At 55.9% G+C, this 25,459-nt stretch carries 24 protein-coding genes; 5 read left to right on the top strand and 19 right to left on the bottom strand.

What is annotated here, in order from left to right; genetic code table 11:
• The first annotated feature begins 46 nt into the window (after positions 1-46).
• On the top strand, positions 47-556 hold the full coding sequence (gene crr / locus ABRZ26_RS19040) for a PTS glucose transporter subunit IIA (RefSeq protein WP_319605698.1): 510 nt from the start codon (positions 47-49) through the stop codon (positions 554-556).
• Between the two features lie 81 nt (positions 557-637).
• Here the strand turns inward: crr and ABRZ26_RS19035 are convergent, their stop codons facing one another.
• From ABRZ26_RS19035 to ABRZ26_RS18990, 10 genes are all read right to left on the bottom strand, one after another.
• On the bottom strand, positions 638-2,029 hold the full coding sequence (locus tag ABRZ26_RS19035; protein ID WP_319605697.1) for an ATP-binding protein: 1,392 nt from the start codon (positions 2,027-2,029) through the stop codon (positions 638-640).
• Positions 2,029-2,709 carry a response regulator transcription factor gene (locus ABRZ26_RS19030; protein ID WP_319605696.1) on the bottom strand — a complete coding sequence of 227 codons (681 nt, stop codon included), beginning with the start codon at positions 2,707-2,709 and terminating at the stop codon, positions 2,029-2,031. Before ABRZ26_RS19030 ends, ABRZ26_RS19035 begins: the two co-directional genes overlap by 1 nt.
• 295 nt (positions 2,710-3,004) lie before the next feature.
• Positions 3,005-3,886: a cysteine synthase CysM gene (gene cysM / locus ABRZ26_RS19025; RefSeq protein WP_319605695.1), complete on the bottom strand. Its 882-nt coding sequence runs from the start codon at positions 3,884-3,886 to the stop codon at positions 3,005-3,007.
• A gap of 55 nt (positions 3,887-3,941) precedes the next feature.
• Positions 3,942-4,832, bottom strand: coding sequence for a sulfate/thiosulfate ABC transporter permease CysW (gene cysW, locus ABRZ26_RS19020; protein WP_319605694.1), 891 nt, complete (start codon positions 4,830-4,832; stop codon positions 3,942-3,944).
• Positions 4,832-5,665 (bottom strand): sulfate/thiosulfate ABC transporter permease CysT, encoded by an 834-nt coding sequence (cysT, locus tag ABRZ26_RS19015; RefSeq protein WP_319605693.1) that lies wholly within the window; start codon positions 5,663-5,665, stop codon positions 4,832-4,834. Before cysT ends, cysW begins: the two co-directional genes overlap by 1 nt.
• Complete coding sequence (locus ABRZ26_RS19010) at positions 5,665-6,693, bottom strand: sulfate ABC transporter substrate-binding protein (RefSeq protein WP_319605692.1); 1,029 nt, start codon at positions 6,691-6,693, stop codon at positions 5,665-5,667. Before ABRZ26_RS19010 ends, cysT begins: the two co-directional genes overlap by 1 nt.
• A 667-nt stretch (positions 6,694-7,360) precedes the next feature.
• Positions 7,361-8,260 carry a Dyp-type peroxidase gene (locus ABRZ26_RS19005; RefSeq protein WP_319605691.1) on the bottom strand — a complete coding sequence of 300 codons (900 nt, stop codon included), beginning with the start codon at positions 8,258-8,260 and terminating at the stop codon, positions 7,361-7,363.
• Positions 8,261-8,461: 201 nt separating this feature from the next.
• The gene (locus tag ABRZ26_RS19000) at positions 8,462-8,905 is read right to left on the bottom strand and encodes an arginine:ornithine antiporter (RefSeq protein WP_319605690.1); all 444 of its coding nucleotides are present in this window, start codon (positions 8,903-8,905) and stop codon (positions 8,462-8,464) included.
• Between the two features lie 39 nt (positions 8,906-8,944).
• A complete protein-coding gene (locus ABRZ26_RS18995) occupies positions 8,945-9,532 on the bottom strand; it encodes an RpoE-regulated lipoprotein (protein WP_319605689.1) in 588 nt (195 codons plus the stop codon).
• Positions 9,533-9,733: 201 nt separating this feature from the next.
• Positions 9,734-10,159 carry a GNAT family acetyltransferase gene (locus ABRZ26_RS18990; RefSeq protein WP_319605688.1) on the bottom strand — a complete coding sequence of 142 codons (426 nt, stop codon included), beginning with the start codon at positions 10,157-10,159 and terminating at the stop codon, positions 9,734-9,736.
• A 187-nt stretch (positions 10,160-10,346) separates the two neighbouring features.
• Here ABRZ26_RS18990 and hemF point away from each other — a divergent pair, with 187 nt between their 5' ends.
• Together hemF and ABRZ26_RS18980 are read left to right on the top strand one after the other, a co-directional pair.
• Positions 10,347-11,291 carry an oxygen-dependent coproporphyrinogen oxidase gene (hemF, locus tag ABRZ26_RS18985; protein WP_319605687.1) on the top strand — a complete coding sequence of 315 codons (945 nt, stop codon included), beginning with the start codon at positions 10,347-10,349 and terminating at the stop codon, positions 11,289-11,291.
• Complete coding sequence (locus ABRZ26_RS18980; protein ID WP_319605686.1) at positions 11,291-11,737, top strand: YaiI/YqxD family protein; 447 nt, start codon at positions 11,291-11,293, stop codon at positions 11,735-11,737. The genes hemF and ABRZ26_RS18980 overlap by 1 nt, the downstream gene beginning before the upstream one ends.
• Positions 11,738-11,798: 61 nt before the next feature.
• Here the strand turns inward: ABRZ26_RS18980 and maeB are convergent, their stop codons facing one another.
• The 7 genes from maeB to ABRZ26_RS18945 all read right to left on the bottom strand — a co-directional run bounded on the left by maeB (position 11,799) and on the right by ABRZ26_RS18945 (position 21,261).
• A complete protein-coding gene (maeB, locus tag ABRZ26_RS18975) occupies positions 11,799-14,078 on the bottom strand; it encodes an NADP-dependent oxaloacetate-decarboxylating malate dehydrogenase (RefSeq protein WP_319605685.1) in 2,280 nt (759 codons plus the stop codon).
• Positions 14,079-14,305: 227 nt separating this feature from the next.
• Positions 14,306-15,268, bottom strand: a complete 963-nt coding sequence (locus ABRZ26_RS18970; protein WP_319605684.1) for a sugar-binding transcriptional regulator — start codon at positions 15,266-15,268, stop codon at positions 14,306-14,308.
• 326 nt (positions 15,269-15,594) lie between these two features.
• Positions 15,595-16,452 (bottom strand): phosphogluconate dehydrogenase C-terminal domain-containing protein, encoded by an 858-nt coding sequence (locus ABRZ26_RS18965; protein WP_319605683.1) that lies wholly within the window; start codon positions 16,450-16,452, stop codon positions 15,595-15,597.
• Positions 16,453-16,490: 38 nt separating this feature from the next.
• Positions 16,491-17,327 (bottom strand): sugar phosphate isomerase/epimerase family protein, encoded by an 837-nt coding sequence (locus ABRZ26_RS18960; RefSeq protein ID WP_319605682.1) that lies wholly within the window; start codon positions 17,325-17,327, stop codon positions 16,491-16,493.
• Between the two features lie 25 nt (positions 17,328-17,352).
• Positions 17,353-18,126 (bottom strand): L-erythrulose-1-phosphate isomerase, encoded by a 774-nt coding sequence (gene lerI, locus ABRZ26_RS18955; protein ID WP_319605681.1) that lies wholly within the window; start codon positions 18,124-18,126, stop codon positions 17,353-17,355.
• Positions 18,123-19,895, bottom strand: coding sequence for an L-erythrulose kinase (gene lerK, locus ABRZ26_RS18950; protein WP_319605680.1), 1,773 nt, complete (start codon positions 19,893-19,895; stop codon positions 18,123-18,125). The genes lerI and lerK overlap by 4 nt, the downstream gene beginning before the upstream one ends.
• 1 nt (position 19,896) lies before the next feature.
• Positions 19,897-21,261: an MFS transporter gene (locus ABRZ26_RS18945; RefSeq protein WP_319605679.1), complete on the bottom strand. Its 1,365-nt coding sequence runs from the start codon at positions 21,259-21,261 to the stop codon at positions 19,897-19,899.
• Positions 21,262-21,702: 441 nt separating this feature from the next.
• Between ABRZ26_RS18945 and rpiB the strand changes: the two genes are divergently transcribed.
• The gene (gene rpiB / locus ABRZ26_RS18940; protein WP_319605678.1) at positions 21,703-22,161 is read left to right on the top strand and encodes a ribose 5-phosphate isomerase B; all 459 of its coding nucleotides are present in this window, start codon (positions 21,703-21,705) and stop codon (positions 22,159-22,161) included.
• A 32-nt stretch (positions 22,162-22,193) separates the two neighbouring features.
• Positions 22,194-23,144 (top strand): transaldolase, encoded by a 951-nt coding sequence (tal, locus tag ABRZ26_RS18935; RefSeq protein ID WP_319605677.1) that lies wholly within the window; start codon positions 22,194-22,196, stop codon positions 23,142-23,144.
• A 150-nt stretch (positions 23,145-23,294) separates the two neighbouring features.
• Here tal and nudK read toward each other — a convergent pair whose 3' ends face one another.
• Positions 23,295-23,873: a GDP-mannose pyrophosphatase NudK gene (gene nudK / locus ABRZ26_RS18930; protein ID WP_319605676.1), complete on the bottom strand. Its 579-nt coding sequence runs from the start codon at positions 23,871-23,873 to the stop codon at positions 23,295-23,297.
• Between the two features lie 120 nt (positions 23,874-23,993).
• Positions 23,994-25,232: an Nramp family divalent metal transporter gene (locus ABRZ26_RS18925; RefSeq protein WP_319605675.1), complete on the bottom strand. Its 1,239-nt coding sequence runs from the start codon at positions 25,230-25,232 to the stop codon at positions 23,994-23,996.
• Positions 25,233-25,459: the final 227 nt, after the last annotated feature.

Here is a 25,459-nt window from a genome sequence, read left to right as displayed (position 1 = left end):
TCCGCTATACTGACGCTGGCCCAATATTAACGCTTAGGAGAAGATCATGGGTTTGTTTGATAAATTGAAATCTCTGGTTTCTGATGATAAGAAAGACACCGGCAGCATCGAAATCATTGCGCCGCTGTCTGGCGAAATCGTCAATATTGAAGATGTTCCTGATGTCGTGTTTGCTGAGAAGATCGTCGGTGACGGTATCGCTATTAAACCTACGGGCAACAAAATCGTCGCTCCGGTAGATGGCACTATCGGCAAAATTTTTGAAACCAACCATGCTTTTTCTATCGAGTCTGATAGTGGTATTGAATTGTTCGTTCACTTTGGTATCGACACCGTCGAACTGAAGGGCGAAGGTTTCAAGCGTATTGCTGAAGAAGGCCAGCGTGTGAAGAAAGGCGATCTCATCATTGAGTTTGACCTGCCGCTGTTGGAAGAAAAAGCCAAGTCTACGTTGACGCCGGTGGTTATCTCCAATATGGATGAAATCAAAGACCTGGTTAAACTGAGCGGCACCGTTGTCGTTGGTGAAACGCCGGTTATCCGTATCAAGAAATAAATCACATCGTCATTGATGATTTGAAAACGGCGCCCTGATTGGCGCCGTTTTTATTTTTACGGGATGGCGTTCGGCGTTATTTTACTGCCAACGGGGAATGCACAGGCAGATAGTCAATCCGCCCTGCGCGCCATTTTCCGCTTCAATGCGTCCGCCGTGGGCCAATACGACTTTACGGGCGATGGCCAATCCCAGACCGTATCCTTTACCAGAAACCGGTGATTCGATGCGGACAAAGGGATCAAAGATACTGGATAGCTTACTTTTATCCACGCCCGGCCCCTGATCGGCGACACGTATCGTCCATTCGCTTTCGTCGCCCTTCAGCGAAACATTAACCTTCTGCGCCCGGGAAGAAAAACGCAGCGCATTACGGACGATATTATCGATCGCCCTGCGCATCAGTTCCGCATTCCCTTTCACCGTGTGATCCAGATTTTCATCCGCCTCAAACAGGATATCAACCCCGGGGATCTGCGCTTCATAACGCGCATCGTTGACCACGGCTTTCACCAGCCCCAGTAAATCGAAATACTCTTCGTCCATGCCGGCGTTCTGGGTACGCGATAACGCCAGCAGTTCGCCAATCATCTTGTCCATGCGGGCCGCTTCACGTTCTATCCGCAACAGCGAACTTTCCGTATTATCGGTGTTCTGATGAGCCAGCCCTATCGCCAACTGTAATCGCGCCAGAGGCGATCGCAGTTCATGCGACACATCATGCAATAACTGCTCTCTGGTACTGACGAGTATATCCAGCCGCTCGACCATCGAGTCAAAGTCACGCGCGACTTCGCTGATTTCATCATGACGCTTGCGCATCAACGGCAACAGGCGCACGGTGAGATCGCCTTGAGCCACGCGGCCAAACCCCGCACGCAGTTGATCAAGCGGTCGGGCCAGGTTCCAGGCCAACAGCCAACTGAAAAGCAATCCGCAAAAACCGCCGATCAAAAACAAAGGCATAGGTACATTGAGGATCTCCCGCGGCCTGGCGGGAGGACGAAACTCGCTACGCAACCGGCTGGTATCGTAGCGAACCTGATACCACTCGCCCTGCGGCCCCTGAACCTGCCTGAGCATACTGGCCGGCGCAAACTCATCGGACTCGGGAGAGAGCTCAAGCCCCTTTCCGGGCTTTGGTTGATCGCCTGGATTTGAGCCAGACTGAGGATGATGCCCCATGTCCTGCTCGGATAAGGGCTGCGATGAGGAGGTGACCGCAATATAACGCCTGTCCTTTTCAGGCCATTGCGCCATCACGGCCTGCCACTCCGCTAAACCGCCATGCTGCAACACGGCCAACGCAATGCCCGACTGCATGGCGGCGACATGCGTAACTGCCGTCTCCTCCATGGATTTATGCGGTTGACCGTACAAAGAAAACGCCAGCCATAACAGCTGCGAGATGATGATAAACGTCAGCCAGAACCCCAGCAATATTTTCCAGAAAAGCCGTCCGCGTATCATCATCAACGAATCCGGTATCCCACGCTGCGCACGGTTTCGATGGTCATCGTATTCCCCTCCAACGCGCCGAGTTTCTGGCGAATATTGCTGATGTGTACATCCACGCTGCGGTCGTAGGCCTCACGCCGACGCCCCAGGCACTTTTCCGACAGCTCGTCTTTGGAAACAACCCGTTCCGGCGCCCGTAACAGCAACTCCAGCAAGTTAAACTCGGAGGCGGTGAGATCGAATGCCTGCCCTTTCCACTCGCTGCTGCGGGTTGCCGGATTAAGCACCAGATCGCCATAGGCGGCGACGCTATCGTCCTGTTGTTTGCTCGGCCGATCGTCGTAACGACGCAGCACCGCCCTGAGACGAGCGACCAGTTCCCGCGGATAGCATGGCTTCGGCATATAGTCATCGGCGCCCATTTCCAGCCCGATAACGCGGTCGATATTATCGCCTTTCGCCGTCAGCATAATCACCGGCAGCTTTTGGTTCTTTCTGATCTGACGCAATACATCGATACCGCTCATGTCGGGCAGCATAATATCCAGGATGATCGCGGTATATTCCCCTGACATCGCGCCATCAATGCCTTCTTTGCCGGTCAGTACCCTTGATGTAGCAAACCCTTCAGCATTCAGGTATTCGCAAAGCATATTCCCCAGTTCTACGTCATCATCGACCAGTAAAATTTTCATCTCTGTCCCCATTCGCGGATGTATCGTGCATTCTCAGGCCTGGCATCAATCTTGGCAGCCGGATTTACAGAATTCTTACCCTTCATTTACCGTATCCGATAAATTTCAAGATGAAGGGTATAAAGATCGCCGCTGCTTTTCCATACACAGCGTAGATTAACCGTTTAGCTCCCCGCTATACATGGATCGTGACGGCGGGTACTCGTTCAGGAAAAGGCCGGCACGGTACGTTGAAGACTGGATTACGGTGACGCCGAATGTTGAATTTTCAGCGCGCGATTGACGTCTACGACGCCTACTCGAATACGCCGGTCGATAAATAGCGGTCGCCCCGATCGCAGGCGATCGTCACAATCACGCTGCCGGGGTTTTCCGCCGCGATACGCAACGCGCCCGACACTGCGCCGCCGGAGCTGACGCCGCAGAAAATGCCTTCCTGCCGAGCCAGGCGGCATAAGGTGTCTTCCGCTTCCTGCTGTGAAATATCCATGATGCGATCGACCACATCCGCATCGAAAATACCCGGCATATATTCCGCCGCCCAACGGCGAATGCCGGGAATATGGCTGCCTTCGGCGGGCTGTAGCCCTACCGTAACGATGTCGTCGCGCTGTGCTTTCAGATAGCGGCTGACGCCGGAAATGGTGCCGGTGGTACCCATACTGGAAACGAAATGGGTTAATTTCCCTGACGTTTGCCGCCAGATTTCCGGGCCGGTGGTCAAAAAGTGGGCGAGCGAGTTATCCGGGTTGTTAAACTGATCGAGAACTTTCCCCTCGCCCGACAGCGCCATCTGGCGGGCTAAATCGCGCGCGCCTTCCATCCCTGACTGCCGGCTGACCAGAATCAGCTCGGCGCCGTAAGCGCGCATCGCGGCCTGCCGTTCCTGACTCATATTTTCCGGCATCAACAGACGCAAACGATAGCCTTTAACCGCGGCGATCATCGCCAGCGCGATACCGGTATTGCCGCTGGTCGCTTCGATCAATCGATCGCCGGGCGCGATATCGCCACGGCGCTCCGCCTGCTGAATCATGGATAACGCCGCGCGATCTTTAACCGATCCGGCCGGATTGTTCCCTTCCAGTTTCAGCCACACTTCGCTGTCCGTTCCCTGCGTCAAGCGCTGCAATTTCACCAGCGGCGTATTGCCAATACAATGTTCAAGCGTTGTCACGATTAAATCCTAAAAAATTCCATCATCGACGATGTACGATGGAAGCGGTAAAACGTTAATGTTGATCGGGCGGATGATGTTCCCGCCCGCGCGCCAGTTGCCGGGCGACGCGCCACTGTAACGCGCTTTTGACGAACAGCGTCAGTATCGCCATCACCGTGAGTAACGCCGCGGCGGTAAAGGCGCCGACGGTGTTATAGTCCTGATGCAGCAGTTCCACCTGCAACGGCAAGGTGTAGGTTTCGCCGCGGATCGCGCCCGAAACCACCGACACCGCGCCGAATTCGCCGATCGCCCGCGCATTGGTCAATACCACGCCATACAGCAGCGCCCAGCGGATATTCGGCAGCGTCACTTTGCAGAACATTTGCCAGCCCGACGCGCCGAGCAGCACGGCGGCTTCCTCCTCCTGACTGCCCTGATTCATCATCACCGGCACCAGTTCCCTGACCATAAACGGGCAGGTGACAAAGATGGTGACCAGAACGATACCCGGCCAGGCGAACATCAGTTGCACCCCATGCGCATCCAGCCAGCCGCCGACCGCCCCGTTGGTGCTGTAAAATAGCAGATACAGCAGGCCGGCCACCACCGGCGAAACGGCGAAGGGGATGTCGATCAGCGTCAGCAGCAACTGCCGCCCCGGAAACTGAAAACGCGTCACCAGCCAGGCCATCAGCGTGCCGAATACCAGATTGACCGGCACGGCGATCGCCACCACCAGCAGCGTGAGGCCTATCGCATGCAGCATGTCGGGATCGCTCAGGTTACGCCATACGCCGCCGAACCCCTGCGAGAACGCTGCGGCAAAAATCGAGACCAGCGGAATGACCAGCATAATCAGCGATAATATCACCCCCAGCGTAATCAACGCCCATTTCCCCCAGTTGCGCGACGGGCGGACAGGATGCTTCGGTTGCTGAGTCTCGGTAAAAGGATCGGCCATTAAACGCTCCGGGTTCGCTGGCCAAAACGGCTTTGCACCACGTTGATGGCGAATAATAACAGCAAAGAAGCGGCCAACACCACGGAGGCAATCGCACTGGCGGCTGGAAAATCAAACTCCTGAAGACGCATAAAAATCATCAGGGAGATCACCTCCGTTTGCCAGGCCATATTGCCGGCAATAAAAATGACGGCGCCGAACTCCCCCAGACTGCGGGCCAGCGACAACGCGGTGCCGGTTAATAACGCCGGGGTCAGCTCCGGTAGAATCACGTAGCGAAAGCACTGCCAGCGATTCGCCCCCAGCGTTTGCGCCGCCTCTTCATATTCCGGCCCGAGATCCTCCAGCACCGGCTGCACGGTGCGCACCACGAAAGGAATGCTGGTGAACGCCATCGCCACCGTAATCCCCAGCCAGGTATAGGAGACCTTGATGCCGTATTCCGCCAGCCAGGCTCCATACCAGCCAGTGGTTGAAAACAGCGCGGCCAGCGTCAGCCCGGCCACGGCGGTAGGCAGCGCAAAGGGCAAATCCATCAGGCCGTCCAGCAGCGCGCGGCCGGGAAAGCGATAACGCGTCAGGATCCAGGCCATCAGCAGGCCGAACCCGGCGTTAAACAGCGTGGCGACCCCCGCCGACAATAAAGTCACTTTATAGGCGGCGACAACCTGCGGATAGGAGATCACCGCCCAGTACTGCGCCCAGCTCATATCCGCCAGTTGCATCGCCAGCGCGCTCAGCGGCAATAGCAGAATCAAACAGATAAACAGCAAACTGCTGCCCAGACTCAACGCAAATCCCGGCAGCACCCGCTGACTCGCGACGGAAAGCATTATTGACGACCGGCCGCCAGCAATTTATCCAGCTCGCCGCCGGTTTCAAAATGGGTTTTCATCACCTGCGGCCAGGGGCCGAACTGCTCTTCCACCTGGAACAATTCGGTAGCGGGGAAGCGGGATTGCAGCGTTTGCATCAGCGCCGGGTTGTTCACGCGGTAGTAAAAATCGGCGATGACCTGCTGCGCCTCCGGGCTGTAGAGATAATGCAAATATTCCCTGGCCGCCTGTTCGGTGCCATTGCCGGCGACGTTCTTGTCGATCCAGGCGACCGGGAATTCGGCCCGCACATTCACCTTCGGCACAATGACCTCATAGTTCTCCGCGCCGTACTGCTGGCGAATATTATTCACCTCCGACTCAAAGCTGATCAGCACATCGCCGAGCTGACGCTCGACAAAGGTAGTGGTCGCGCCGCGGCCGCCGGTATCAAACACCGCCACATTGGCCAGGAAACGTTTTATCCAGTCGCGGGTTTTCGCCTCATCCCCGCCGTTGGCCCGACTGGCGGCGCCCCAGGCCGCCAGATAGGTGTAACGGGCGTTGCCGGACGTTTTGGGGTTGGGGAAAATCAGCTTAACGTCGTCGCGCACCAGATCGCTCCAGTCATGGATCCCTTTCGGATTGCCTTTGCGCACCAGAAAAGCCATGGTCGAGTAGAACGGAGAACTGTTATTCGGTAAGCGGCTCTGCCAGTCGGCGGGGATTAACTGCCCGCGATCGTGCAGGATCTGCACGTCCGTCACCTGATTGTAAGTGACCACATCCGCTTTTAGTCCTTGCAGAATAGCCAGCGCCTGTCTGGAGGAGCCGGCATGGGATTGCTTGATGGTCAGCGGATCGTTCGGGTGCTGCGCCAGCCACTGCTTTTCAAACCCCGGATTTAACGCGGCGAACAGCTCGCGGGAAACATCATAGGAACTGTTTAAAATCTCGGTGGCGGAGACATATCCCTGCCCGCCCAACAGTAATGACAGCGCCAGGGAACCCTTTACCAACCAGTTTGTTATCGGTTTTTTATTCATCACTTTTTCCTGCCAGAGTTATTGTCGGGAATGCTTATTAAGAGACCAGTGTATGTGCAGGTTGGGGTCGGGCCAGGCAATTTATATAGAATATTTCGGGATTTTTAAGCATCGAAACGCATAAAAAATTGCCGGGAGCAATTTTTAACGTCGTTTACGACGGCCCGGAGGGTGGCGGGCAGGGATAGCCCGCCATAAAAAATTGCCGGGAGCAATTTTTAACGTCGCTTGCGGCGGCCCGAAGGGTGGCGGGCAGGGATAGCCCGCCATCATAAATAGCCGGAAAGCTGGAATCCCCAGAAAATAATTAAGTATTGTGTGATAAATCGTCTTAGCTGGCAGGATGTGGTTTTTTAAAGGTTTTCCTTCGCGTAAAAAATCGCGCTGAGGTGAGCGTGACCGCCGGGTGAGCGGCAGGGAAGCCGCGAAAGCCAGTGCCGCGCCGGGAGCGCGTCAATGGCGGCCCGACCAGCGGTCACGAACGCCGAAGGCATCGCATAGCGACGCGATTTGCGCGAAAAGCCCGGGGTCACGGGGCGGCGGCGACTGAGCCGCCTCGTGTCGGGCGCGTGCTGCAACGGTGGCAGAAATCGGCTGAGGTCAGTGCGCACGAAACTTTCACCGTGCTTACAGATACGCCTTACCCTGGGGATTCCTCAGTCAGGAATTACAGCGCCAGCAAGCGATCCAGCGACGGCGCGAAGAAGTAGCTGCCGCTCACCGCACGGGTAAAACGCAGCATCTCGTCACGCTTGCCGTCCAGGTCGCCGAACATGCTCAGCAACTGCTGCTCGATGTTATGCAGACGAGCGCAGTAGGCAATAAAGTAAAGTCCGTGCTTACCGCTGGCCGTGCCGTAAGGCAGGCTTTGACGCAGGATTTTCAGCCCCTTGCCGTCTTCTTTTAAATCAACGCGGCTGACGTGCGACGTCACCGGACGCTGTTCGGGCGGCAGTTCTTCGCTGTCCTGTTTGGTGCGGCCAATCATCTGCTGTTGCTGTTCAACGCTAAAGCGCTGCCACTGCTTCAGATTATGTTCCCAACGCTGGGTCAAAACATAGCTGCCGCCGGCATCCGGCTGACCCTCTGGAATGATCGCCACATCGTGACGGGCGTCGCCCTGCGGATTCTCGGTGCCATCCACAAAACCGCTCAAATCACGATCCTCAACCCAGCGGAAGCCGTGAATTTCCTCTTCCACATGAATGGCGCTGCCAAAGGCGGCCAGCGCGGCCTGCGCCAGACTGAAATTCACATCCTGTCGTAATGAATGAATATGGATCAGCAAATCGCGTTGGGTTGCCGGCGCCAGTCCTTTGCCTAACGGCGTAAACGGTTTGAGCTCCTGCGCGGAATTCTGGCAATCCAGATCGCGCCATACGTCAGAACCAAAGGCGAGCACCGCGCCCAGGCCGGCATCGGGAAACTGCTGTTGCAGCTCGGACAACGCCTGGCAAAACTTTTTGCATCCCTGCCGGATGGCATCAAACTCCCCCTGGATCATGGCTTCCATATAAATGGCAAAACGGCGGTGCTCCAATAAAATACCGCTCTGAACTTGTGTCATCTTTGCTTCCTCAATCTAAGCATGCTTCTTTATTCTTGTTTGCCATGCACTATGCGCGGCCGGACTATCATACCGGAAGAAATCAGGGTTTTACTTTGCTTAAGCGCAAAATCATCACCAACGCCGGGTTTATCGCGTTAAACATGGCGGGAGATATTGAGAAGGTATTTGAATATCAACCACAAGGAAAATGCAGATTTGTTATGAAACCGCGTTTTTTTGTCTATCGACGCGAATAAAGCGCAAGCTCAGCACTTTGGCTATCTCAGAACATAACAGCAATCCGAGGTTCAACAGCGCGTGTTGAACGCCGATGATGCCAATCAACCAGGGAATAAAAGACAGGGAAGGCGTTACCGTCAGCAACCTGACCGGCGTTTGCAGGTACGCCAGCGTGATGGCGCACCGACGCTGACGTAAAAAAAGCCAGGCCGATACGGGAAGGGAAAGCGTTAAGCACAGCGATAGTATGAAAAACAGATCGCCATAAACGCCCAAAACAGGGCGATTCGACAAAAAGGCAAGCGTATCATCGTAAATCGGTATTCTTTGATGCGAAAAATTCAGCCATAGAAAGCGAACGACATAGGCAAGATCCATCATCCCCCAGAAATAAAAGATCGGCGTCGCCTTAATCCCCATCATGACTAAATCCCTTTTATATCGGCGAAAAAGAGGCGGCGATCAGTCGCGAGCCTGCGCATGCCAGACGATCTTACTGACCCGCCAGCTCTTGAGAATATCGTCGGAAGGCATCAGGCCTTCCGGTCCGCGCCACTCGCCGGAAAACAGATAGCTGACATGTTTGCTCTGCGGCGCGACACACTCAACGCTTTGAGCATCATCCCCTTGCCCCAATTGGCAGGCGCCAAATGCCTTGCTGTAGGATGAATCGAACGTATCGCCGATTTTAACCCCCCACTCGCTGTCAATCGCCGCATCCATCACTTCCACTTTCCGGACATGGCTTTTAGGTTCGCCGCTGATAATCAGCTTCACGTCATTACCATCCAATGCCTGATAGAACGCCACCAGTTGTCCGTTGCTCGAGCCCATGCCGCTACGCAGGCGATAGTCATTATTCAGCGCCGCCTGTAAAACGGATTCCGATAGCGGCGTACCGGCATTAATGCCGCCGACGCCGCTGTCCGTTACCTGGATTGAACGGCCAAACCAGTTAAACGGCGACAGGCTGGACCAGGAAAAATGAGACAGGCTGCCGCACCCGGTCAGCAATAACGGAAAAACCAATAATAGTGGGCGAAATTTCATTACATTAACTCCTTCAATATTGAACGGGCTGAATCAGTAGCCGCCATCACCCGATTTGAGTTTGAGTATAGGGTCGAAGGAAAGTGCCGTAAAACGGGGAAGAAATCGGACGCCGATGGCGATGCGTCGCTCAGACGGACAGACCCGGCAATGACGAGCCTGACGTCACAGGGCGTGAAGCGGATGACGCCAGACGGCGGATCAGTATTCCTGATCCTCAATCAGCCGTTTTCCCAGCGTGACGCTGTCGACCATCTCATAGTCGAGTTTTTCATACATGCCGATCACCGCGTCGTTATCCTCACGCACCATCAGATGAATTTTGGGGCAGCCGCGGGCGATAAGTTTCTTTTCCAGGCGGCTGATCAACGCATTAGCGATACCTCTGCCTCGAAAATCCGGATGAACGCCAAGGTAATAAGCCGAGCCGCGGTGACCGTCGTAGCCGCCCATGACCGACCCCACCACTTCACCGCCGACTTCAGCGATTAGAAACAGATCGGGATCGTGATTCAGCTTACGCTCAATATCCATTTCAGGATCGTTCCACGGGCGCAGCAAATCGCAGCGTTCCCAAAGAGTGATCACTTCTTCAAAGTCATCTTGCCGGAATATGCGGATTTCCATCACATTGACCAGGTTGCAATTAGGTAAGCTCTGATTATCGCGTGATTTGTGTCAGACGCAATATCAAATTGCGCCCAGGCCATGGAAATCCCCCGACAAGTTCAGCGACGGGGATAGTATTTATTACACGCGGCAATAATCGTTATACTTAGCGCCTTTAGCGATCCAGGACACGAGACGTTAGCCTATGCCGAACATTCAGGCGGTAACATCCTTTCTGCGCACGTTGCAGGACGAGCTCTGCCGACAGCTTGCCGCCGCGGACGGCGCCGCGAACTTTGATGAAGATATCTGGCAGCGCGCGCAGGGCGGCGGCGGATGCAGCCGCGTCTTGTCCGACGGCGGCGTCTTCGAACGCGCCGGCGTCAATTTTTCTCATGTCGCGGGCCATTCATTGCCGCCATCGGCCAGCGCTCATCGTCCGGAACTGGCGGGACGCAGCTATCAGGCGCTGGGCGTATCGCTGGTTATTCATCCGCGAAACCCTTATGTTCCCACCAGCCACGCCAACGTGCGCTTTTTCATTGCCGAAAAACCGGGCGAAGAGCCGGTATGGTGGTTCGGCGGCGGCTTCGATCTGACGCCGGTTTATGGCTTCGAGGAAGACGCTGTGCATTGGCACCAGACCGCCCACGATCTGTGCCGTCCTTTCGGCGCCGATGTTTATCCGCGCTATAAGAAATGGTGCGATGACTATTTTTATCTCAAACACCGCAATGAGGCGCGCGGCATCGGCGGATTATTCTTTGACGATCTGAATACGCCGGATTTCGCCACCTGTTTTGATTTTACCCGGGCGGTCGGCGAAGGATTTCTGGCGGCTTATCTGCCGATCGTCGAAAAACGCAAGGCGCTGCCGTGGGGCGAGCGCGAGCGCGAATTTCAGCTCTACCGGCGCGGACGCTATGTCGAATTCAACCTGGTATGGGATCGCGGAACGCTGTTCGGGCTGCAAAGCGGCGGACGCACCGAATCCATTTTAATGTCGATGCCGCCGCTGGCCCGCTGGGAATATCAATATCAACCTGAACCAGACAGCCCGGAAGCCGCGCTGTACCGCGATTTTTTACCCGTCAGAGACTGGCTGAACGATAATAACCGCGCAGAAACCGCAACAGGAGTAAGCCAATAATGCAGATTTGGGTCGACGCCGATGCCTGTCCGAACGTCATTAAAGAGGTATTGTTTCGCGCGGCGGATCGCACCGCCACCCTGACCACGCTGGTCGCCAACCAGTCGCTGAAGGTGCCGCCGTCACGCTTTATTCGTACCCTGCGCGTCGCCGCCGGCTTTGATGTCGCGGACAACGAGATTGTGCGCCGGGTTGAAACCGGCGATCTGGTGGTCACCAGCGATATCCCGCTGGCGGCGGAAGTGATCGAAAAAGGCGCGGTGGCGCTCAATCCGCGCGGTGAACGCTATACGCCGGACACCATCCGCGAACGGCTGAACATGCGCGATTTTATGGATACCATGCGCGCCAGCGGCATCCAGACCGGCGGGCCGGCGACCCTCAATCAACGCGATCGCCAGCAGTTCGCCAACGAACTGGACAAATGGCTGCGGCAAACCACCTAAGGCAAGATAAAAAAAGCCCGCCGGAGCGCGTACTCCCGCGGGCTTTTTTAGCTCAGGCAGATTACAGCGGCTGAGTCTGCGCTTCCACCACCGCCAGCGCCACCATGTTGACGATACGGCGCACCGAGGCGATAGGCGTCAGGATATGCACCGGTTTGGATACCCCCATCAGCACCGGCCCGACCGTCACGCCTTCCGAGGACGATACGCGCAGCAGGTTATAGCTGATACGCGCCGCTTCCATATTCGGCATAATCAGGATATTGGCCGATCCTTTCAGCGGACTGTCCGGCATCTGCTCGCGGCGGATCGCTTCCACCAGCGCGGCGTCGCCGTGCATCTCGCCGTCAATTTCCAGTTCCGGCGCCAGTTTATTCACCAGCGCCAGCGTGGCGCGCATCTTCTGTGCGGTGAGCGAATCGGAAGTGCCGAAGCTCGAATGCGACAACAGGGCGACCTTCGGCTCAATGCCGAAACGACGCACGGTTTCCGCCGCCATCAGGGCAATTTCAGCCAGTTGCTCCGGCGTCGGATCGGCGTTGACGTAGGTGTCGGCGATAAACGTATTCCCGCTCGGCAACAGCAACGCATTCATCGCGCCGGCCACATGCACGCCCTCGCGGTAGCCGAACACTCTCTCCACCACGTCGAAATGCTCTTCGTAGGTACCGATGGTGCCGCAAATCAGCGCATCCGCTTCGCCGCGCAATACCATGATGGCGCCAATCAGGGTTGGATTGCCGATCACCTCGCGCTGCGCTTTTTCCTGCGACACGCCGCGGCGTTTCATTATTTCGAAATACTCGCCCCAGTATTCTTTGAAGCGCGGGTCGGATTCGTTATTCACCACTTCAAAATCTTTACCGATGGTCAACTGCAACCCCAGCTTTTGCAGACGCATCTCGATGACGTTCGGACGGCCGATCAATATCGGGAAGGCCAGCCCCAGCGTCACCAGCTCCTGCGTCGCATGCAGCACGCGCGGATCTTCCCCCTCGGCCAGCACCACGCGGCGCGGCTGCTGACGCGCCTGGGAGAAAATCGGTTTCATAAACAGATTGGTTTTATAGACGAACTGGGTCAGCTTCTCGATATAGGCGTCGAAATCCTCAATCGGCCGCGTCGCCACGCCTGACTCCATCGCCGCTTTCGCCACCGCCGGCGCGATTTTGATAATCAGCCGCGGGTCGAACGGTTTCGGGATCAGATACTCCGGCCCGAACGACAGATCCTGATCGCCATAGGCGGACGCCACCACTTCGCTCTGCTCCGCCAGCGCCAGGTTGGCGATGGCATGCACACAGGCCAGCTTCATCTCTTCATTGATGGTGGTGGCGCCGACATCCAGCGCCCCGCGGAAGATGAACGGGAAGCACAGCACGTTGTTCACCTGATTCGGATAATCGGAACGACCGGTGCAGATGATGGCGTCCGGGCGCACTTCTTTCGCCAGCGGCGGCAGAATTTCCGGCTCGGGGTTGGCCAGCGCCAGAATCAGCGGACGCGGCGCCATGGTTTTCACCATCTCAGGCGTCAACACGCCGGGGCCGGAACAGCCGAGGAAAATATCGGCATCGGGAATGACGTCCGCCAGCTTACGCGCGCCGTTATCCTCAACCGCGTAGGCCGCTTTGGTTTCTTCCATATTTTCATCACGGCCCTGATAAATCACCCCGCGCGAATCACAGACGACGATGTTGCGTTTCTGAAGGCCCAGCGCCACCAGCAGATTCAGACAGGCGATGGACGCCGCGCCGGCGCCGGAAACCACCAGACGCACATCGGCGATATTCTTCTCCACCACGCGCAGACCGTTCAGCACCGCGGCGGTACAGATGATGGCGGTGCCGTGCTGATCGTCATGAAATACCGGGATCTTCATCCGCTCGCGCAGCTTTTTCTCAATGTAGAAACATTCAGGCGCCTTGATGTCTTCCAGATTGATACCGCCAAACGTCGGTTCCAGCGCCGCGACAACATCGATCAATTTATCCGGATCCAGCTCATCCACCTCAATATCGAATACATCAATACCGGAGAATTTCTTGAACAGAACGCCCTTCCCCTCCATCACCGGCTTGCCGGCCAGCGCGCCGATGTTGCCAAGACCCAGCACGGCGGTGCCATTCGATATCACCGCCACCAGATTACCGCGCGCCGTATACTTGTACGCCGCCAGCGGATCCTCGGCGATCTCAAGACATGGCGCGGCGACGCCGGGAGAGTAAGCCAAGGCCAGATCGCGCTGAGTCGCCAGCGGCTTGGTCGGCGATACCTGAATTTTCCCTGGTACCGGAAATTGGTGGAAATCCAATGCGCTCTGTTTCAATTGGTCGTCCATTGTTACGTCCTTTGTCTGTTTTCGTTATGGGGAGGGAATGAGGTTATAGAGGGCCAGTATAATGTGTGTGGTTTGTTAAACTTTGAAGGACGGCAAAAAGCGGAATTTAATTTCGCTTAATATAGTTAATATAATTAATTTACAACTCGGTTTTGCCGCCGGCGCGGGTTACCGGCGGCAAAATCAGTATCGGGAGTTAGACAAGCGGCGCTTTGACGGGACAGACTTCACTGCGTCATGTTTAAAATCGTGCGGATATTCCCGGCGCTGGTGGCGATAATATCAATCGCGCCGGTGCGCAACGCGCCAAGGATCGCCAACGCTTTGGTATTTTCGGAGGCAATGGCAATCACACAAGGGATTTTGTGCAGTTCCTCAATACTGACGCCAATCACCCGATCGTTCATGACCGTATCGACATGCTGACCCTGCGCATTAAAGAAATCATAGCCGGCGATATCGCCAATGACGCCCTGATTGAGGCTCGCATCGATAATCTCGTGCGGCGTAAACCAACCCAGCTTCACCATGTAGCTATTTTCGTTCATATCGCCAATACCGACCAGCGCAATATCCGCTTTGCGCGCCCGATCCAGCGTTTCCTTAATGGTGCCGTTTTGCATAAACGCGTCTTTCAGCGCCCGATTCTCAACATAGGCCGGGGAATAAAGCGTTTCGCTGCTGCCGCCGAATTTCTTCGCCAGACGCCGACTAATGTGGTCGGCGTTGATGGCATCGCCGGGGCGATGCGTCCCGCCGATACCGCAGATAAAGCGACAGTTACGCTCAACCACATTACTGACGTGATCGGCCACGGCCGCGACATTGCGCCCCTGCCCGACGGCCACGACCATGTCATCTTTTAGGGTCAGCGCCAGATGGTTGGAAACCAGCGCCGCCACCTGACGCCGTTGTTCTTCCTCCCCCTGATAATCCAGCGCGATCAACGCGCGTTTTATCGGAAAACGCTCCAGCATTTGCTGTTCAAGGCGGGTACTGAATACCGGATGATAGCGTACGGTAATTTCAACAATCCCCTCCTCCTTTGCCCGTTTGAGCAAACGACCAACCTTGATGCGTGAAATGCCGAACTTCTTCGCGATCTCTTCCTGAGTAATTTCGTCCTGATAATAGGCTACGGCAATTTCAGTCAGCAGTTCGTTTTCCTGAGATCCTGGTTGCTTTTCCATCCGGTAAAATTTTCCTTAAACAAGGTGATGCGACCCTATACCCAATAGATGTCGAGTGGCATGAAAGGCGGCCACCGGGAACGGGCCGGGTAAAACAGCCAATGCATCTGCGACTTGAAGGATGGCGGGTATAAAGCAATTTATACAGACGCTGTACCTACAGATGAAAACAGGTCGTGGTAAGAGATTGTTGCATGATGGAGAACACGGCTCAACCCCGGCGCCGTGATATAGAAATAATGTAAAGGGTACAAATTATAATGCGACGACGCCAGGCCAATGGCCGGCGCCGTCGATATGACCTGCTGAAACAACTTTTCCGTTACTCAACGTGATATGGCGTCGATTTTCAGCATACGCGCAATCACCAAATCAAGCTCTTTCTCATCGAAGATCTTCTTCCAGTCAGGTTTGATAATGTTCTCTTTACCGTACTCAATAGCGATCATACAGGCGTCGGAGAATGGGTTGGTACTGCGGAAGGCGACAGCCAGCGCAATCTGGATATGGCCATAAAGAATCGCTTTCGCCGCGGCTTCCGGCACGCCAACGGTGTGAATGGTTTCATCCAGCGCTTCTTTCATAAAGGTACCCACCATGCAGGCTACGGTTTCTACCAGCGTCGGCTCCAGATAGGCGAGCTGTTTTACCGTCACCCAGTGTACGTCAAGCACCGGGCCGTACATCACTTTGATTACATGGGCCAGCGTCTCTTTCTGCTCATCGCTGCCCGTTTCATAAGATGCGACGACGTGCTGAGGCGCGGCGACGCCGCCGAAAGCATCAGCGTGCTCTTCCGGCGTGAAACGGTCCAGGAACACCGACGGATGGCAAGGGTGCGCAACGGCATAGTCGATATCATCGCGCCTGGCGATCAGATTGGCATAAGCCGCTGCCGGGTCGAGCGTCAGCAGGATAGCGGAACTTTTCATCTGCGGGACAACCTGCGCCGATACGACCTTCAGGGCAATATCCGGCACGGCCAGAATCACCACGTCGCTTTCCGGGATGGCATGCTCGGCGACGGACAACTCTCTGCCCGCGGCAATAACCTGTTCCTGCGCGCGCGGCGAGTTCTCACAGTAGAAAACCTGATAGTCGCTTTTCTGGAAATTGGCGGAAATGCGCATGCCCATTTTACCGCCGGCACCTAATACCGTAATTTTTTTTAATTCAGCAGCCATGACGATTACTCCTCGAATTTGGGTACATCGGATTTTGTTTAAACAGAATGAGTTTCCTGTCGCGCAGAAGGCGCAGACGGGTTCCTGCCGTACAGGTAATGCAGGCTATGACGCGTCCAGACTTCTTCCAGCCGGCAGGTTTCTTCTGCATTGGACTGCCACGGAAGCCAGTGCTCGACGATCTGGTTGATATTGTTTTCATTCGGACGAACGGCCTGTTGGAGATAGTCGTAATCCAGTAAGCCGTTTCCCAGCAGACAGCCTGAATAAGTAAAACCAACCCACCCTTCCTGCCGGGCAAAAGCGAAATCTTTAATATGCAGGTTCACGACGCGACTGGCCGCCATGTCGATCACTTCACGCGGATATTCCAGCGCGGCAACGCAGTTGCCGGGATCGAGACAAATTCCCAGCGCGGGGCTATCAATGGCATCGACGACGGCGAGCACGTCACGGGTTTTGACCTGTTCGTACGTCTCCAGCCCCAGGCGGACATCCAGTGTTTCAAACTCGGGCAGCACGCGACGCAGCAATGCCAGCGCCTCTTCCTGCGTAGGCTTGTGCGCGGCGGAATTGAACATCGTGCGCACAAAACGCACGTCCAGCGCGCGCGCCATAGCGAGATAACGCGACAGGTGTTCCGTCGCCAGCCCGCGCGTCCCCAGCTCAAGCTGAACCCCCTGATCGACCGCACGCTGGCGCAAATGCTCCAGTTCGGGCGCCGATAACGTTTCCAGCGCGGCATAATCACAAATCTGAAAAACACTCGCGCCGGCTTCCGCGGTTTGTTCCAGCATGGCTTCCAGTCCCAGCGGCGTCGGCACGCGGGAAGAGGCTCGCCAAAAAAATGCATAGGTGCTTAATCCGATTGCCATTTTTTTTCCTCTGTAGTCCTTGCGCCTACCGATGCAGCGCCAGCGCTTCATCCAAAATCGACCGGAAAGCGGCCGGATCATGGGCGAAACGCCCCAAAAACAGACCGTCAACCGGTTCGCCAAGCTGACTCAGCAATCCCGGTCCAGCGCTGCCGCCATAAATCACCCGACCATCGCGCACGTCCGCCTGCTGGTTGAATTTCTGCTTCAGCGCCTGACAAACTTCGCTAATTTCATCAACCGGCGCGGGCTCGATACTGCCGATCGCCCACTGCGGCTCATAGGCCAGGATCAAATCGCCGGTTAGCTGCTGCTTCCGGGCCAGATCCAGCGCGGCGTCCAACTGCGCCTGGCAGATTTCGATCGCCTGCCGCACCGAGCCACGATTTTCCTCGCCGACGCACAGCACCGGGGTCAGGCCATTACGCCAGGCGGCGGCGGTTTTCAGCGCGATATGTTCATCCGTTTCGCCAAAGTAGCGACGGCGCTCGGCATGGCCGATTTCCACATAGCGACAGCCTATTTCATGCAGCATGGCGCCGCTGACTTCACCGGTAAACGCGCCGCTGTCCGCCCAGTGCAGATCCTGCGCGCCCACACCGACCGGGCCGTCGGCCAGAGTGCGAATAACCGGCGCCAAAGCCGGAAAGGCGGGTAGAACAAATAGCCTGACCTGCGGCCTCGACGCCAGAGGGTGCTGTGCAACGACGGCGCCGACTTTCCGGCACCAGTCGAGCGTTTGCTGATAGCCGAAATACATTTTCAGGCTGACGCCCAGCGTCAGTTTACGTGCGCTCATCGCTCACACTCCCCGTGCGTCACCGCCTGAGAGGAGGACGCTGAAGTTTGCGCGGAATTCAATACCGCCGAGACGGCCTCAACAATCATGGCCAGCGATACCGCACCCGCATCGGGCGTGCCGAGACTTTTTTCCGCCAGCGGACGAGCGCGGCCAATTTTGGGACGCAGATGCGCGGTTTCTTGCGCCGCCCGCTGCGCGCGAATCACCGCCTGCTGCCAGGCCTGAGGCAACGAGGCGCCTTCATTGACGAGCCGGGTCAGTTCATCGCTAAACGGACTCAGCACATCAACCAGCGTTTTATCGCCCAGTTTCGCCTTGCCAAAATGCATAATGCTCTCTTTGGCCTGGCGGACGCCCTCCGCCACGCAGTGGCCATCAGGTCGTTTCTCATCCCCCAGCACGATGCCCAGCGCGTTAAGCGCCACGCCCCAAATCGCGCCGGAGGTGCCTCCGGCCCGATCGGCCCAGGCATCCGCCGAACGCTGTAATAACGTGCCGGCCCCCGCCTGCCGCGCCAGCATCTCCGCCGCTTTCTCTGCCGCGGCAATCACGCCGCGCTCCATACCGATGCCGTGATCGCCATCGCCGGCGATGGCGTCAATACGTCCCAGTTCTGCAACGTTTTCCACAATCACCCGTTTTGCCGCATCCAGCGCGGCGGACACACAGCGAGCCGCATCCCTTGAGACGTCCGTCGCCGGCGGGATCGTTTCCGGCTCGGCCGCCAGTTCCCGCTCGGCCAACGGTTCGGCGGCCAACACGCTGCCTTTACGGAACGCGGGCGTATCGGCCGGCGCGCGCCAGAATCGCTCCAGTTCGTCATCCAGCCAGCACAACGTGAGCGACAGGCCCGCCATGTCAAAGCTGGTCACCAGTTCGCCGACTTCCGGTTCCACCACCGTTAACCCCTGTTCAGCCAGCAGTTGCGAAACCCGGCGATAAACCACAAACAGTTCTTCATACTTCACACAGCCCAGGCCATTAAGGATCGCGCTGACCCGCTGCCCGGCAATGTCGCCAATCCCCGCCGGCACTTCCGCCAACAGTGAACTCACCAGTAGTTCCGCCAGTTCATCCGCGCTGGATATCGGTCCTTCCTGAATGCCCGGCTCGCCGTGGATCCCCATACCTACCGCCATCGTACCGGCAGGAACCTGAAACAGCGGCTGTTCCGCCCCCGGCAGAGTACAACCGGAAAACGCGACGCCTAATGAACGCGTGCGCTGATTGGCTCGCGTGGCGATCTCAAGTACCGCGGCCAGATCGTATCCGGCTTCCGCGGCGGCGGCGGCGGTCTTGAAGACCATCAAATCGCCCGCCACGCCGCGTCGCTTTTGCCATTCGTTCAGCGGCGCGCTGGAGATGTCATCGGTCACCGCCAGCAGCTCACAGGGAATACCTTCCGCATTCAGGCGCGCCTTAGCCTGACCAAAATGCAGAACATCTCCCGCGTAGTTGCCGAATGTCAGCAGTACGCCGCCGCCATTGTGCGCAGCTCTGGCGACAGAACAGATCTGCTGTGCGGAAGGCGAGGCAAACAAATTGCCCATTGCCGCGCCGTGCGCCAGCCCCTGGCCGACCAGCCCGGCGAACGCCGGATAATGGCCGGAACCGCCGCCCACCACAATGGCGACCCCACCTTCACGACTGCGCGTACTTCTCACCACGCCGCCGGGAACCTGACGTACCTTGCCGGCATGCGCGGCGACAAAGCCTTCGACTAATTCCCGGGCAAACGCGGAAGGTTGGTTGAACAAATAAGTCATATCAATGCTCCTGTGTTGCGGATACGGCTTTGGATTGCCGATCCGAACGGCTGAGCAGGACAATTAACACGGCTGAAAGCAGCATCAGGCCGCCGACGATCATCATCGGAATAATGTAGGTTCCGGTGAGGCCACGCACCATACCTGTTATGTATCCCGCGGAGAAACCGGCGATATTGCCAATGGTGTTAATCAATGCGATAGCGGCGGCGGCCGACGCCCCCGTCAGGAACTGAGTCGGCAGCGTCCAGAAGTTGGGCAAGGCGGCAAAAATGGAACAGGCGGTCACCGTAATCACGGCTATCGTCGCCGTCGGCGACTCCATAAACAGCGCCAGAGGAATACTGACCGCGCCGGTCAGCGCCGGAATGGCGATGTGCCATGAACGACAGCCGCGTCGAGTGGCGTCACGCGACCAGAAATACATGACGATGGCGGCAGGCAGATACGGCACGGCGGTAATCAGCCCTTTTTCCATGACATTAAACGTCGTTCCGAACTGCTGTTGGAAACCGGCGATAATGGTTGGCAGGAAGAACGCCAGCGCATACAGGCCATAAATGAAACCGAAGTAAATCAGACACAACACCCATACGCGTTTGTTAAACATCACGGTCATGACGCCAGGGTGCTTGCTGTGGTTTTTCGTGGCGTGTTCGCTCTCCAGCTCGCCCACCAGCCAGCGTTTCTCGTCATCATTCAACCATTTTGCTTCTGCCGGGCGATCGGCCAGATAGAACCAGGTAATAATGCCGACGACAATTGCCGGTATTGATACGCCGAGAAACATCACGCGCCAGCCGGAAAGCCCGAATAAGCCATGCTGATCGATAAGCCAGGCGGCCAGCGGCGCGCCCAGCACCACCGTCAGCGGTTGAGCCAGATAAAACAGCGCCAGGATTTTGCTGCGGTAGCGGGCTGGAACCCACATACTGAGGAACAGAATCGCGCCGGGGAAAAAACCGGCTTCCGCAATCCCCAGTAAAAATCGCAGCGTATACAGTCCTTCGACGCTGCTGACCCAGGTAAACAGCAGCGAAACAATCCCCCAGGTCACCATGATGCGCGATAACCACTTGCGGGCGCCGAAACGGTGCAGCGCCAGATTGCTGGGTACTTCAAGCAGAATATAGCCAATGAAAAAAATGCCGGAAGCCAGTCCGAACTGCGCAACGGTCAGCGACAGATCGGTATTCATACCATTAGGGCCAGCGAAAGATATCGCTGTGCGATCGAGAAAATTAATGAAGAACATCAACCCGACGAAAGGCACCAGACGCAGGGAAATCTTGCGAATGGTCGATTTTTCTACAGAAGACGGGATTGAAGACTGTTCTGCGGTTTCAGTAACAGAGATCTTACTCATACGGACTCCTCACGACCGATAGTCACACCATTCCGTAACTCCGCCTCTACGCCAGGCTGTTCCTGAGCAACGCCGTAATACTTGATCATTGGGTACCCGGTGCGACCTTCTCTCTTTTTTGTCTTTTTTATCTCGTGCATGCAGGTCTGACACATTGTGATCTCCTCAAAAAGGTTTAGATCATTAACACATTCAATGAACATATGAACAATAGCTTTACCACGATCTTTTGCCTATAGCTGACGTTTAAAAAGTGTGAGCATGATCCAGATATGTATCAAAAAGGTAAAAAAGCCGCTAAAACTCATCCTTCTGGACAAAAAATGCTCTTTTAAAGAATGTTTATACCTGTAATCAATAAAACAAATATTCATCAATTGAACATTTGATCATGGCGGTATATGTTTATAGCCGGTACATTTCAAAAGGCAGGAGGTAGACATGCTCTCGATTGCGATAGGTGCGGACAGTGCCGCAATTGATCTGAAAAACACGATTGTTGATTACTTGCAGCAACAGGGATTACAGGTAACCGACTATAGTTACGATCCGACCGGCGATAATCCGATCTACCCGGATATTGCCTACACGCTGGCGCACGCGATTAAAGACGGTAAACATGCGCGAGGGATCCTGCTGTGCGGCACCGGGATCGGCATGAGTATTGTCGCCAATAAAGTGACCGGTATCCGTGCGGCACAGTGCCACGATACCTATTCAGCCCAACGCGCGCGAAAAAGCAACGATGCGCAGATTATTGCGCTCGGCGCGCGGGTCATCGGCCCTGAGCTGGCAAAAGAGATCGTCTCCGTGTGGCTGACATCCGAGTTTGAAGGCGGCGGATCCGCCCCCAAAGTCGAGAAAATAAGCTATTACGAAAATCAGGAAAACGATCGGTGAGCCTTTCCCACTTCGATGCAAGGAACTCAGCCATGAACCAGTTAGACGCCCTTAAACAGTTCACCGTGGTGGTCGCCGACAGCGGCGATATCGAGGCCATACGCCAGTTCGCGCCGCAGGACGCCACCACCAACCCATCCTTGATCCTGAAAGCCGCGCCGCTACCTCAGTATCAATCCCTGTTCGACGATGCGCTTACCTATGCCCGCCAACAAGGCGGCGGTAAAGCGACTCAGCTCATTAATGCCTGCGACAGGCTGGCGATCAACATCGGCGCTGAAATACTGCAAACTATTCCGGGGCGGATTTCCACGGAAGTGGATGCCCGGCTCTCTTTCGATCGCGGTATGTGCGTAGCGAAAGCCCGTAAGCTGATTGGGATGTATCAGGAAAAAGAGATTCCCCGTTCACGTATTTTGATCAAGCTTGCTGCGACCTGGGAGGGAATCCGCGCGGCTGAAGAACTGGAAAGTGAAGGCATCAACTGTAATTTGACGCTGCTGTTCTCTTTCGCTCAGGCCCGCGCCTGTGCTGAAGCCGGTGTCTACCTGATATCGCCGTTTGTCGGCCGAATTTATGACTGGTATCAGGCTAAACAGCCTGCCGACGATTATCAGGTCGAGCAGGATCCCGGCGTTGAATCGGTTCGCAATATTTATGATTACTATAAGCGCTACCGCTACTCAACCGTGATTATGGGAGCAAGCTTCCGCAAGGTAGAGCAGGTTCTGGCGCTGGCGGGCTGCGATCGACTGACCATTGCCCCGCCGCTGCTGGCGCAATTAAAAAATAGCACCGAGCGGGTGGAGCGCCGACTCACGCCGTCAACGGAAGCGTTTCACCACCCGGCGGCCTTATCCGAACCCGAATTTCGCTGGGAGCATAATCAGGATCCGATGGCAGTGGATAAATTGGCGGAGGGGATCCGTCTGTTCGCCGCCGATCAGCAAAAGCTGGAAAACCTGCTGGCGGCCAGACTGTAATTTTTCGCCGCCGGCAATCCGCACCCAAACCGGCGGATGACAGAGCCGGACGCATTCGGGTAACGCGTTCGACTCATCGTTGTTGAACCGCATTCAATAAATACGCGCTTAACCAGCCGGACAAGCGCACGTAAAGGACGGATTACGACGTCATTTCGCAAACCATCCCCGAATATAGGCGTGTTGCAGCAGCATAATGGTTTTCGCGTCTTTAATGCGGCCGTCATTTATCATGTCCATGGCCTGCGTGAAGGGCAATTCCAGCACTTCGATATCTTCGTCCTCGACACCGCCGCCCGTGTTGTTATGGTCGGCATCGCTATACTCGGCGGCGAAAAAATGCAGCCGCTCCGTCACCCCGCCGGGCGACATATAGGCATCAAACAGTTTCTCCACCTGACCGACCGCATAACCGGTTTCTTCTATCGCCTCGTTGCGCACGCAGGCTTCCGGCGAGTGATTGTCCAGCATGCCTGCGCAAGCCTCCAGCAGCATGCCGCTTTCATTGCCATTCAGGTAGGTTGGGATACGAAACTGCCGGGTCAGGATAACGGTACCCTTGCGCCGGTTATACAGCAGGATGGTCGCGCCGTCCCCCCGGTCGTAAACCTCGCGGATCTGACGGACGACGCCGCCATTCTTTCTTTTTAAATCAAAAACATATTTATGCAGAATAAACCAATGATCGGACAATAGTTTTTTTTCAATGATATTGATAGGCGACGACATCACAGCCCCCAAATAAAACGTCGTTTGCGACGGCACCAGGAAGGATAACGGGCGGCAAGGCCCGTTACAAAAAATTCAATGCCCGATGATAAAGCGGGATCCGGCGGAATGCACGTAGTGTCACCATCCCAACGCCGTGCTGACGAGCAGGTAAACATTAAGCGCCACCACAACGAAAACTATCGCTTTTCCGACATTCTGTATTAACCGGCTGTTTACCATCTCTCCCATCAACGCCCGGTTGCCGGTGAAGGACAGTAAGGGGATCAGCGCCAGCGCGATACCAAAGCTCAGGATAACCTGACTGAATACCAGCACCTGGGTGGGATCCATGCCCAGCAAAATAACAATGAATGAGGGCAGCATGGTGACGCTCCGCCGTACCCACAGCGGAATATGGAAATGGACGAACCCCTGCATCACCACCTGTCCGGCCAGCGTGCCGACCACGGTCGAGGAGAGTCCCGCCGCCACCAGACTCAGGCCGAAAATCGTCGCTGCGGCCTGGCCCAGCAGCGGCTCCAGCGTCAGATAGGCCCGATCCAGATCGGCGATATTCTGATTGCCGCTGAAATGGAAGGCCGCGGCGGCGGTCGCCATCATGGCCAGATTGACAAACCCGGCGATGGTCATGGCCACGGCGACGTCGACTTTCGTGGCGGAATAGCGTTCGGCGCGGGAGTGTCCCCCCGCGCGCTGCGTCAGAGATGAGTGCAGATAAATCACGTGAGGCATGATGGTTGCGCCCAGCACGCCGGCCGCCAGAAACACCGCATCCGACGTCGGCAGGCTGGGAATGGCGAGTCCGCGGGTCAGTGCGGCTAATTCAGGCTGAGAGAAAACCAGTTCGACGATATAAGCGGCGGCGACAAACAACAACAATCCGCCGATCACCATCTCCAGCGGCTTCTGCCCGCGCCGTTGCAGCATCAAAATCAAAAAGGTGGCGATGCCGGTGAGAATCGCCCCTTCAAGCAGGGAGACGCCCAACAGCAGTTTGAAACCGATGGCGGCGCCGATAAATTCAGCCAGATCGGTCGCCATCGCGATAACCTCGGCCTGAACCCAGTAGGCCCAAACCACGGGGCGTGGAAAACGATCGCGGATCAGTTCCGCCAGATTTTTTCCGGTGGCTATCCCCAGCTTGGCCGACAACAGTTGGATCAACATCGCCATGACATTGGCCCATACCACAACCCATAACAGGGTGTAGCCGTAGGCGGCGCCGGATTGAATATTGGTTGCGAAGTTACCAGGATCGATGTACCCGATCGCCGCGATAAACGCCGGCCCCATCAAAGAAAGTTTAACTTTTCTTGATGTACGGCGTGCTGATTCGGCGACTCGACTGCTCGACATAGTATAACCCTTCTAACGCTATTGTTTTTATCACCTTCACATAAATGATAATGATTATCAAGCGCATTTAAAATGGCAATAACGATTCTTCTGATAGATAAATATGATGGTCCAACAAGAGGATAAAAAACACGCCTTTAATAAAAAAACCTTAACAAAATATAAACAAAAACCCCACGCCGAGGCATGGGGTCAGAGTGTAACGCAAGGTCTCAGGCCGCAGGAAA

It is taken from the genome of Brenneria sp. L4-2C (assembly GCF_040240335.1).
GTDB lineage: Bacteria > Pseudomonadota > Gammaproteobacteria > Enterobacterales > Enterobacteriaceae > Brenneria.
This window is presented reverse-complemented; position numbering and strand designations above follow the sequence as displayed.